Genomic DNA, 9,192 nt, shown 5'->3' with positions numbered 1-9,192 from the left:
GCACCCGACCACGATCATCTACAAAGCAAGCAAAATGTTTTCGCTTGGCAATGTCAATTCCTACTACGAGTGTATTCTCGGTGACTTGATTTATTTTCTGATTTTGTTTAAAATCCACTTTGGAGGCCTCCTTGGTTAACTAAGTTAGGGGTCAATTCGCGCTATGATTTGACACCCCGTATCATACCAAGAGGGCTCTTTTTTGTTCAAGTCCCCGAAAATCCTTCTAACAGGAATGCTCCTTTAAATAATAGCTTTAACCGAATTATGGAATAGGGAACTGTGTACTACTATCAAACGGTGTGAAATTGGAAATTTGTTCGATTGCGAAACTTAATGGAATAGGAAAACGATGAAATGGAACATTTTGCATTTTTATAATGACGGGATTTAGAGTAATGAATCCATTTGTTACGTCCACTACTTTTCCACAAAAAATGGGACGAAAAGTTTGACCGAATAAGTTATATTGATCAGAATCCATGGTTATCAGTATTTCTTCACCAAGGACCTCTAGGAATAATTGATTTTTAGGTAAAATCTCATCATCTGTTTCAAAGTCTTCTTGTGGGGATTCCTTTTGGTCTCGTTTGCTTGAGTGACGCTTTTCTTCTCGGCTCATCTTCTTTAGGTGACGCTTTAATGCCCTGACTTCTGCTTCAATGGACTCAATTGAACCCTGATAACCATTGGCCGGGCCTCTATAAAAATCTTGGTTGCCCATAGTTTTCCCCCCTATAGCTATTAGAATTTAATCCATTTACAATATATGGAGGGTAGGCTAGTATCATTAATATAATTTATTTTATCCTGAAGAAATACAGTCATTTAACGTGAATTAAAGAGTGAATTTAATTAACAGTTCAGTATTTTTGTACTCTATCGTAGAATAAAGAAAAGCAAATATCACAAACAATGGAGAAACGATATGAACTATAACTTTAAAAAGCTATTTAACTTTCGAGATGTTGGCGGAGTGGTGACAGAGAATGGGGAAAAGCTGAAAGAAGGAATTTTGTTTCGTTCTGAAGATCTATCAAAGCTAACGAAACAAGATATTGAGACCTTTCGTCAGCTGAATATTAAAGCAATCTGTGATTTAAGAATGCCGTCTGAACAAAAATCAAAGGTTAGTCGAGTGCAGCCGGGACCTGATATAGAGCTATTATCTGTATCAATTCATGATAAAAGCCAGGAGTTTACCCATTTTGAGTTTTTAAAATTTCTTGTGAGCAAATCTACTACCGTTGATTTTGAAAAAATAATGAGAGATATGTATGAGCATATGGCTTTTGGCTGTCATGACGAAATGAAAGAAATTATTTGCTTCTTGTCAGATGCAAATCGAGTGCCAGCTCTTATTCATTGTACGGGTGGTAAGGACCGAACTGGGTTTGTCGCTGCCATTATTCAACTATATCTAGGCGTTCCATATGAAACGGTAATCGATGAATACTTAAAATCAAATGACTTAATTGCAGCGAAGATGAAAAGAACTGAGTCATTTATTCGGTGGATGAGCTTATTTCGAATTTCCCCTGAGCAAATTAGGCCCGTGTTAGAAGTGCGGCGTGAGTACTTTGAAGATGTTTATCAAAAAATAATGAAGCAGTACGGAGATATTGGGACATATTTAGAAAAAGGGTGTAATATTCCAAGAGGTTGTTTAGAGCAGCTAAACGAAATGTTTCTTTCATCAAACGAAGGTCAATAACAAAGCATAAACAAGCCGGATTCAAACTGAATTCGGCTTGTTTATATTCCTATTACTGTTCAAGCTCCACTTTTTCGTTAACAGCTTGTGGCTTAAACGTAGAAAGTAGGATCATAATTCCACTGATGATGCCAAATACAATAATAGGTGAAAGTAAGAGTAGTTTGTTTTTAAACATGTTTCGTCCTCCTTATACTTTTGATAGAATAATGAACAACCTGTTGTTTATTTTAGTTCTGTTCAAATTCTATACCTCATGTAATAAGTGTTCAATAATCAAAATTCAAGGATGTGTCGGTTATGGAACACTGCTTAGCAATCTGTTGGATAAAATAAAGGGGGACATACCATGAAAAATCAACATTTGGATTTACGAATTGTTCGGACAAGAGAATCCATTCAAAATGCATTCATTGAATTAATTGAAGAAAAAGGGTTCGACGCTATTTCAGTGAAAGATATTACAACGAGAGCCAACATCAATCGAGGCACCTTTTATGCGCATTATGAGGATAAGTTTGATTTAATGAAGAAATGTGAAGATGAAGTGATGCTAGAGCTTTCTACTATTGTAAAAGAAAATTTCCCAAGCGTTGTTGCTTCTCTAGAGGAGGATTCACCGATAGCCGTCCCGTCTTCCATTGCAATCGTAATCTTTGAATATCTAAACGAAAACAGTAGTTTTATGAGAGCGTTATTAGGTCCAAACGGAGATTTAACTTTTCAGACGAGATTAAAAAAGTTTATGTGGAAAGAAATCTTTGAGAATGAAGCCTTTGACTTTGTTCGGAAAGAAAATTTCCTTGTTCCAGGAGACTATTTAGCTTCTTACATAGCTTCTGCACACATAGGAGTAATCCAACAGTGGCTTAATAGTGGGCGAAAAGAATCTCCAGAAGAAATGGCTAAAATCTTTTCAATTATTACTTTTAACGGTCCTTTTTTTGCTGCTGGTTTGAAAAAATAAAGTGGCCAGAAAGCCTGTGTAAGAATGATGTTCATATCAAAAAGGCTAAACTGTTGTCAGTCTAGCCTTTTGTTAGATAAATAAGCTTCTAGCCGAAGGATGCAACTCCTCTTTCGAAAGCAGCCAAATGATTTACAGATGCGTTTCGTAGCTGCGAAAAGACCATTCGTACATCACTTGGAATATCGAATGTCAAAAAGCGTTCATACATCGCGATGTTATCGATTTCTGCTTGAACACCTGCTGAATATGCGGCTTTGAGGTTTGCTGGAGTTTTGACAAGGTTTTGAGAGGTATCATCAGGAATCGGTACTTGGTAGCGATCAAATAGTGGCAGTAATGCATCAATATGGCGTAGTTCTGCTTCTTTGATTTGGACAAACGTCCGTACTGGACCAAACGTTGTAATAACGTTATTATATCTAGCCTGAGCTAGGTATTCGTCTTGAAGTGCATACGTCAGCATTTCTGATAACGATAGTGATGGTGCGTTTAATGCTCCTTTAGCACCGTAATCATCAAGCTGTCTTTGAGACGAAGAAGGCTTTGGGTTTTTCATAAAATATAAGAACCATACGGCGTGATTCTGCTCATCTGAGGCTGCTCGTCGAAAACGATCTTTTATCGTAAGGTCTTGCGCTTTGTCTGAAATATCTAAGTAAGAATCCACAGCTTCTTGCTCGTCTTTAAACGCAAACTCAATGCCATCTTTATAATTGTTGGGACATTGTTCAGTGATTTGATAAGCGGGCTGTCTTCAGCTAACGCTATATAAATTCTGGTGAACTCTTCAAGGTGTCGTTTTTCATCTTTTTGAATTTCACGTATTTTGTTGCGCTCTTCTTTTGTAGGTGCTAGTTTAGCTAACTTCTCGTAGCACGAAACAGCACTATACTCTGCGTTAATAGCTTTTTGAATAGCGCTTAAAAGCTTTGTATCTGAGGTGTTTCGATAAAAATCATGAAAATATGAATACATAGATTGTCCTCCCTGCATTTGCAATTCATACAGTTTATGTATGTAAAGCGGGCTATCGTGCATGACTATTTTCTAAGACTTAATGATTAGTTAATTCGTATGATATTCGCTCTAGTCCTTAATGCCATTTTCCTGTTTTTACAAATCATCCATAATTTTCAATTTATGAGTGATATACTTTTTAAGTTGAGAAAAAAACGGACGAGTGAGGCGAACATGATGAAAAAATGGTTACTTGTAGCGGCTGCAAGCTTACTACTAGCAGCTTGCGGTAAAGACGAGAGTGCAGAACAAGCGAAAGAAACAGCGGCTGCGGAAGAGCAAAAGAATGAAGAAAAAATAGAAAAAGAAACTGAAAAGGAAAGTTCAAAAGAAGAAACCTCAAAAGTGGAACTATCCCAAGAAGAGATGGACCAGCTTCGAATCCCAACGGTTTCAATTGATTCACCATATTACGAAAAAGATCTTACAGAACAAGAACTAGTTGAAAACTATATGGACGAGACGGGAAGAATTTACTTTAGCTTAACGGAAGAGCCAATCCGAACAATTGTCAGCAGTACGTCATCTTCAAAGGTTTCAAACATCACAAACTACAGTGATGTATTTATTAATCCAGAAAGCCAACAAGCATATCAGCTTCAAAATCAAGCCGAAAGGGATCAAATCTATAAATTGATTTTAGCCAATCAGCCAACGCAGCTCCAAGGCACGGATCCTTCTGAGTATAGAACATGGGAACAAGCGACGAACTTAGAGCGAGGCATGATGCAGATGCTTTATTTAGTCGGACCGACAATGAATGATATTAAAACTGCGATGGACCGTGACTTATATGATCACCCGGCGTTTGTAGTAGGACAAGAAGAGCTAGAAAAACTAGGCGCACCCCTTGTTTTTGCACCGGCTCCGCAAACTCCGTTAGACTATGAGCTTTTTGAAAACATGAAAATGGTTCAAGCAATGTGGGGACAGGTAGGTAAATTTGAGAATCCTGCTGAAAATAAAGCGGAATTTGAAAAGGTATATGCCCAAGCGAGACAAGAAACCAACAATTTATTCGCGCGCATTAACTATGCGTTAACGGAAGACGGCTTTAGTGAATAAGCAAATTTGATTTATCAAAAACAAAAGCTGAACCTCATGTAGGCTCAGCTTTTTGTTTTGACACTTTTTAAGTAAAACAAAGATTACTTAATGGAAAAACCTTCGTCTTCCTTCATACCAGTTCGATCCTTGAACTCATCAAGCAAATCACGTACTTCATCAGTCGTTTCTGTGCTCATAAGTAAGTTTCGTAGCTCACTTGCGCCTCGGAATCCACGAACGTAGATTTTGAAGAAGCGACGAAGCGGTTTGAATGGGCGTGGCTCTAATTCTTTCGAATATTTATCGTGAAGATCTAGCTGCAGGCGAAGAAGATCTAATAGCTCTTCACTTGTGTGCTCTTTCTTTTCTTTTTCGAAAGCAAATGGATTGTGGAAAATTCCGCGTCCAATCATGATTCCATCAACACCGTACTTTTCCGCAAGCTCCAAGCCTTTTTGACGGTCAGGAATGTCGCCGTTAATCGTAAGAAGCGTATGAGGCGCAATTTCATCACGAAGCTTTTTGATTTCTGGGATTAGCTCCCAGTGTGCGTCCACGTCGCTCATTTCTTTTTTCGTACGAAGGTGGATAGATAGGTTAACGATATCTTGTTCTAAAATATGCTTTAACCAGTCGTACCACTCGTCGACTTTTGTATAGCCAAGGCGCGTTTTCACGCTGACAGGAAGTCCCCCAGCTTTAGCCGCTTGGATAATCTCTGCCGCAACGTCTGGACGACGAATCAAGCCGGATCCTTTTCCGTTTCCTGCAACGTTTTGTACAGGACAGCCCATGTTAATATCAATGCCTCGGAAGCCCATTTCAGCCATACCAATACTCATTTGACGGAAGTATTCAGGCTTGTCTCCCCAAATATGCGCAACGATTGGCTGCTCGTCTTCAGTGAACGTTAGGCGTCCTTTTACGCTATCTTTTCCTTTCGGATGGCAGTAGCTTTCCGTATTCGTAAACTCTGTAAAAAACACATCAGGTCGAGCTGCTTCTGTCACCACGTGACGGAACACAACATCCGTTACGGCTTCCATTGGAGCCAAAATAAAGAACGGACGAGGCAACTCATGCCAAAAATTATCTTTCATTGTATATCTAAACCCTTTCCTTAAAGGGAAACGCGTTCCCGAAATTAAAAAGTGAAATGATTGTTAGAGAGCTGATTTCTACTATAGAAGAAATTCAACCACTATATACTTTAATCGTATTAAATAAAAAGTGCAAGGGAACGAGGCATCTTGTTGTGCTGGAAATTGTTATTTAAATGGTCTTGTGGTTTCTGATGAAAAGGAAAATGATTGAATTCTCAATAGAAATTTTATAAAATTAAATAGCGTACAATATTTATCGAAGAGGAAATTGAATGGAGACTTTATACGATTTGACGGTAAAAAAGACAAATGGGGAAAAACAAGCATTAAAAGAGTATGAAGGAAAAGTAGTGCTCATTGTGAATACCGCTAGTCACTGCGGTTTGGCAGGGCAGTTTAAAGAATTACAAGAGCTATATGACAAGTACAAAGAACAAGGCTTAGAAATCTTAGGTTTTCCATGCAGTCAATTTAACAACCAAGAATTCGATAATATTAATGAAACAACGCAGTTCTGTCAGCTCAATTATGGCGTAATCTTCCCAATGTTTTCGAAGATTGACGTGAACGGAGAGAATGAAGATCCACTGTTTACGTTTTTAAAGAATCAAAAAAAGGGTCTCCTGTCCAAAAACATCAAGTGGAACTTTACAAAGTTTCTTGTTGATAAGAAAGGTAATGTATTAGAGCGCTATGCGCCAACTGTGGAGCCGAGAAAGATTGAGAAAGAAATTGTGAAGCAGTTAGCGCTGTAGAGAAAGATTAAAAGAGTTTGGGACATAACAAAATGATTGCTTCTAAAAGACGAACACTCGCTGTTCCCATCTCTTTGATTTGTCTCAACACGTTCGTTCCATTGCGCTACGGTCACTCGCTTTCCGCGGGGAGGAACCTGAGCTTCCTCGCTGCGCTGCGGGATCTCCGTTTTCCCTCTCTTTTCCGCAGGAGTCGAGTGTCCTACGCTCCATTCCACCCTGTTTCCAACATTGTTTTCACAATCAACCAAAAAATCTGAACGATTAAAAGTTATGAACTCTCAATCGTTCAGGTATAGTAGAGGCTGAACTACTTATGTCTCGGTCTCATAATATTACTGTCCGTCCGTAAGAGGATATAGCTCATACTCCCACTGATGCGTACATTCTTCTAACATATAATATCCGCGCTCCTCGTTGCGTACAATCCGGGAGCACTGCTGTCTGGGTATTAGCCCTTCGTCACCATCGCTTACAACATCAATCCAACGCTGACCGGCTTTTTTATCATACCGGGTGATGAAATCCATCCCGTTAATGGTTATTGTCTCTCCGTCACTGTTGCTTTTTGCTTTCAGTATGAAATTGTCTATTTCCTTTGTGCTTACCGCTGATGAAGAAGAGGCTAAATACACATCTTTTGCTCCCTTCCATGAGTTAAACCGGACAATATCTTTTGAAATCCAAGTTGGGTTATGGGCTCCTAATGCTGCCTCAGCCCCTTCTTCAACAGGATATTCTGGCCCTCGAACCATAAATTCCACCGATTGATCGTCGAGAAGTTTACCAATTATTCCAAATCGTGTTTTATAAAAGTGATAAAAATACGTTGTCTCACCTAAAGTGACGTGACGATACTCAATCATAAGAGATCTTTTATCGTGGGGTGAATCAATCTTTGTGTAGCCATATTCCATGAACAAAACCATACAACCATGTATAAATAAGGCCGGAACGCCAACGACTAGTCCTAAACGGACCCACAGCTTTTTATTAATGAAAAACAGCAAGATCATATTGATGACTAAAGGAATGACATAACCCGTTGGTTTCAAAGAGAGAAAGAAATAGCCTGATAGATGCATAGCTACTAGTCCCAAGTCCATTACGCACAGAAAAATCAGTAGCCATTTCGCTTTCGTCATTTTGTTTCCTCGTTTCCTTGTATGAAATGCATTAAAACATCTAGAATGATTTTAACATGAAGGTAACAAATTATGGAAAATTATTTAAGGATAAGGGAATTAATGATAGTTTAGAAGTATGGAGCGTGCAGTAATCTAAGCGTACGTTATAAGAGAGAAGAAAGTGCTCAAAATGAAATCAGCTTGCTCATGATAAGAGCGGCTATCGTTATAGGAGGATAAGGTAATGGACTTAGTAAATAATTTTGTAACGAGATTAAAAGCAGCGTTACCAACAGGTGATCTTGCAGAACTAAATACAGCGTGTGGTGCTACAAAAAAGGATATAGACTTACTAAAATCAACGTATCCAAATTGTCCCCAATCATTAATCACACTACTTGAAAAGATTGATGGTACATATTGGCGTAAATACGGTGAAAATGAAATTGCCGTTTATATGCTAGGTTCAGATGTTGAAGAAGGGAGATATCCGTACTATTTACTATCTACGCAGCAAATGCTCGATAGTTCAAAAGAAGAAGAGGACGTTTCGTACCTGTTGGAATACGAGGAAGACGTTGATCCTAGAATCAATCCAGACGGACTTCACCCTGAAACCTATATTCATTTTGCAGACTGTATGAATAATGGCGGAACATCAAGGCTCTATATTGACTTTAATCCTTCTCCAGAGGGGGTAAGTGGTCAAATCATTCGCTTTGTGTATGACCCGGACGAAACAATGAACAGTCCGGTCCTGTCGTCTACCAATAATCGCTGGACCTTGTCCTCACGCAAATGTTTGTTTAGATTGTACGAACTTCTGTACAAGCAAACAGTTTCTAAAGGAAGTTACCAAAAATGATTAATAAGATGGATTAAAAATGCCTTGGATAAAGAATTACAAGACTACTTGAAACAAGCTTCAACTTTTTGGTTATACTAAAAAAGTTAAGAGTAAACAGTTAAAAGCTTACAAAATTGAAGCGGATAAGAGATTTAAAAGGGTATATTTTTTACACGGTGCTGGGAGGGACATAAACTCTACTGCCACGTTAAAAAATTTATAAAAGAAAGACAAACTACTCATTATTAAGGGGGGTGAAAATGGAGCATATTGTAATTGCTGCTGTATTAAAACCAAAAGAAGGCCTGCAGGGGCAACTATTATCAAAGCTCAAAAAGGTACAAGTGGCATCAAGGGAAGAGGCAGGTTGTATAAAGTATGACTTGCACCAATCTGAAGACCAAACTTTCGTTTTATATGAAGTGTGGAAGGATGAGGAAACGCTGGAATACCATATTCAGTCTGCTCATTATCAGGAATACAGGAACAATATTGCAGACCTTGTATCAAATAGAGAAGTATATAAGCTGAAAATAATGGAATAAGTTCAAAGATGGAGTGGCGGAACCGTCGGAAAACCTGTTGTTTGCGGGTTTTTTAGTGGTTTTTTTA

Annotated in this window: 10 protein-coding genes and 2 pseudogenes; 6 read left to right on the top strand and 6 right to left on the bottom strand. The window is 38.5% G+C overall.

The annotated features are described in order from the left end of the window. Window positions 1–265: 265 nt before the first annotated feature. Window positions 266–724, bottom strand: a complete 459-nt coding sequence (locus A2U94_RS21920; RefSeq protein WP_025908106.1) for a hypothetical protein — start codon at window positions 722–724, stop codon at window positions 266–268. A 204-nt stretch (window positions 725–928) separates the two neighbouring features. Between A2U94_RS21920 and A2U94_RS16450 the strand changes: the two genes are divergently transcribed. After that, window positions 929–1,714 (top strand): tyrosine-protein phosphatase, encoded by a 786-nt coding sequence (locus A2U94_RS16450; protein ID WP_025908105.1) that lies wholly within the window; start codon window positions 929–931, stop codon window positions 1,712–1,714. 52 nt (window positions 1,715–1,766) lie between these two features. Here the strand turns inward: A2U94_RS16450 and A2U94_RS22160 are convergent, their stop codons facing one another. Continuing rightward, the gene (locus A2U94_RS22160; protein ID WP_258954128.1) at window positions 1,767–1,892 is read right to left on the bottom strand and encodes a hypothetical protein; all 126 of its coding nucleotides are present in this window, start codon (window positions 1,890–1,892) and stop codon (window positions 1,767–1,769) included. A 171-nt stretch (window positions 1,893–2,063) separates the two neighbouring features. On the opposite strand from A2U94_RS22160, the gene A2U94_RS16445 reads away from it, so the two are divergent. Beyond that, window positions 2,064–2,681, top strand: coding sequence for a TetR/AcrR family transcriptional regulator (locus A2U94_RS16445; RefSeq protein WP_025908104.1), 618 nt, complete (start codon window positions 2,064–2,066; stop codon window positions 2,679–2,681). A gap of 88 nt (window positions 2,682–2,769) precedes the next feature. Here the strand turns inward: A2U94_RS16445 and A2U94_RS21915 are convergent, their stop codons facing one another. Together A2U94_RS21915 and A2U94_RS21910 are read right to left on the bottom strand one after the other, a co-directional pair. After that, window positions 2,770–3,240, bottom strand: a complete 471-nt coding sequence (locus A2U94_RS21915; RefSeq protein ID WP_353611597.1) for a DUF2202 domain-containing protein — start codon at window positions 3,238–3,240, stop codon at window positions 2,770–2,772. Continuing rightward, window positions 3,226–3,659 (bottom strand): annotated as a pseudogene (locus A2U94_RS21910) (ferritin-like domain-containing protein); the annotation flags it as partial. The gene A2U94_RS21915 and the pseudogene A2U94_RS21910, both read right to left, overlap by 15 nt. Before the next feature lie 216 nt (window positions 3,660–3,875). On the opposite strand from A2U94_RS21910, the gene A2U94_RS16435 reads away from it, so the two are divergent. Continuing rightward, window positions 3,876–4,766 carry a hypothetical protein gene (locus A2U94_RS16435; protein WP_144594370.1) on the top strand — a complete coding sequence of 297 codons (891 nt, stop codon included), beginning with the start codon at window positions 3,876–3,878 and terminating at the stop codon, window positions 4,764–4,766. An 83-nt stretch (window positions 4,767–4,849) separates the two neighbouring features. Here the strand turns inward: A2U94_RS16435 and A2U94_RS16430 are convergent, their stop codons facing one another. Beyond that, a complete protein-coding gene (locus A2U94_RS16430; RefSeq protein ID WP_025908309.1) occupies window positions 4,850–5,848 on the bottom strand; it encodes a tRNA dihydrouridine synthase in 999 nt (332 codons plus the stop codon). Between the two features lie 275 nt (window positions 5,849–6,123). Here A2U94_RS16430 and A2U94_RS16425 point away from each other — a divergent pair, with 275 nt between their 5' ends. Then, window positions 6,124–6,606: a glutathione peroxidase gene (locus A2U94_RS16425; RefSeq protein ID WP_025908310.1), complete on the top strand. Its 483-nt coding sequence runs from the start codon at window positions 6,124–6,126 to the stop codon at window positions 6,604–6,606. 335 nt (window positions 6,607–6,941) lie between these two features. Here A2U94_RS16425 and A2U94_RS16420 read toward each other — a convergent pair whose 3' ends face one another. Next, complete coding sequence (locus A2U94_RS16420) at window positions 6,942–7,751, bottom strand: hypothetical protein (protein ID WP_025908311.1); 810 nt, start codon at window positions 7,749–7,751, stop codon at window positions 6,942–6,944. 226 nt (window positions 7,752–7,977) lie between these two features. Here A2U94_RS16420 and A2U94_RS16415 point away from each other — a divergent pair. Further along, window positions 7,978–8,472 (top strand): annotated as a pseudogene (locus A2U94_RS16415) (SMI1/KNR4 family protein); the annotation flags it as partial. 368 nt (window positions 8,473–8,840) lie between these two features. Next, window positions 8,841–9,125, top strand: a complete 285-nt coding sequence (locus A2U94_RS16410) for a putative quinol monooxygenase (RefSeq protein ID WP_025908313.1) — start codon at window positions 8,841–8,843, stop codon at window positions 9,123–9,125. Window positions 9,126–9,192: the final 67 nt, after the last annotated feature.

The organism is Bacillus sp. VT 712 (assembly GCF_001614195.1).
GTDB lineage: Bacteria > Bacillota > Bacilli > Bacillales > Bacillaceae_H > Priestia > Priestia flexa.
This window is presented reverse-complemented; position numbering and strand designations above follow the sequence as displayed.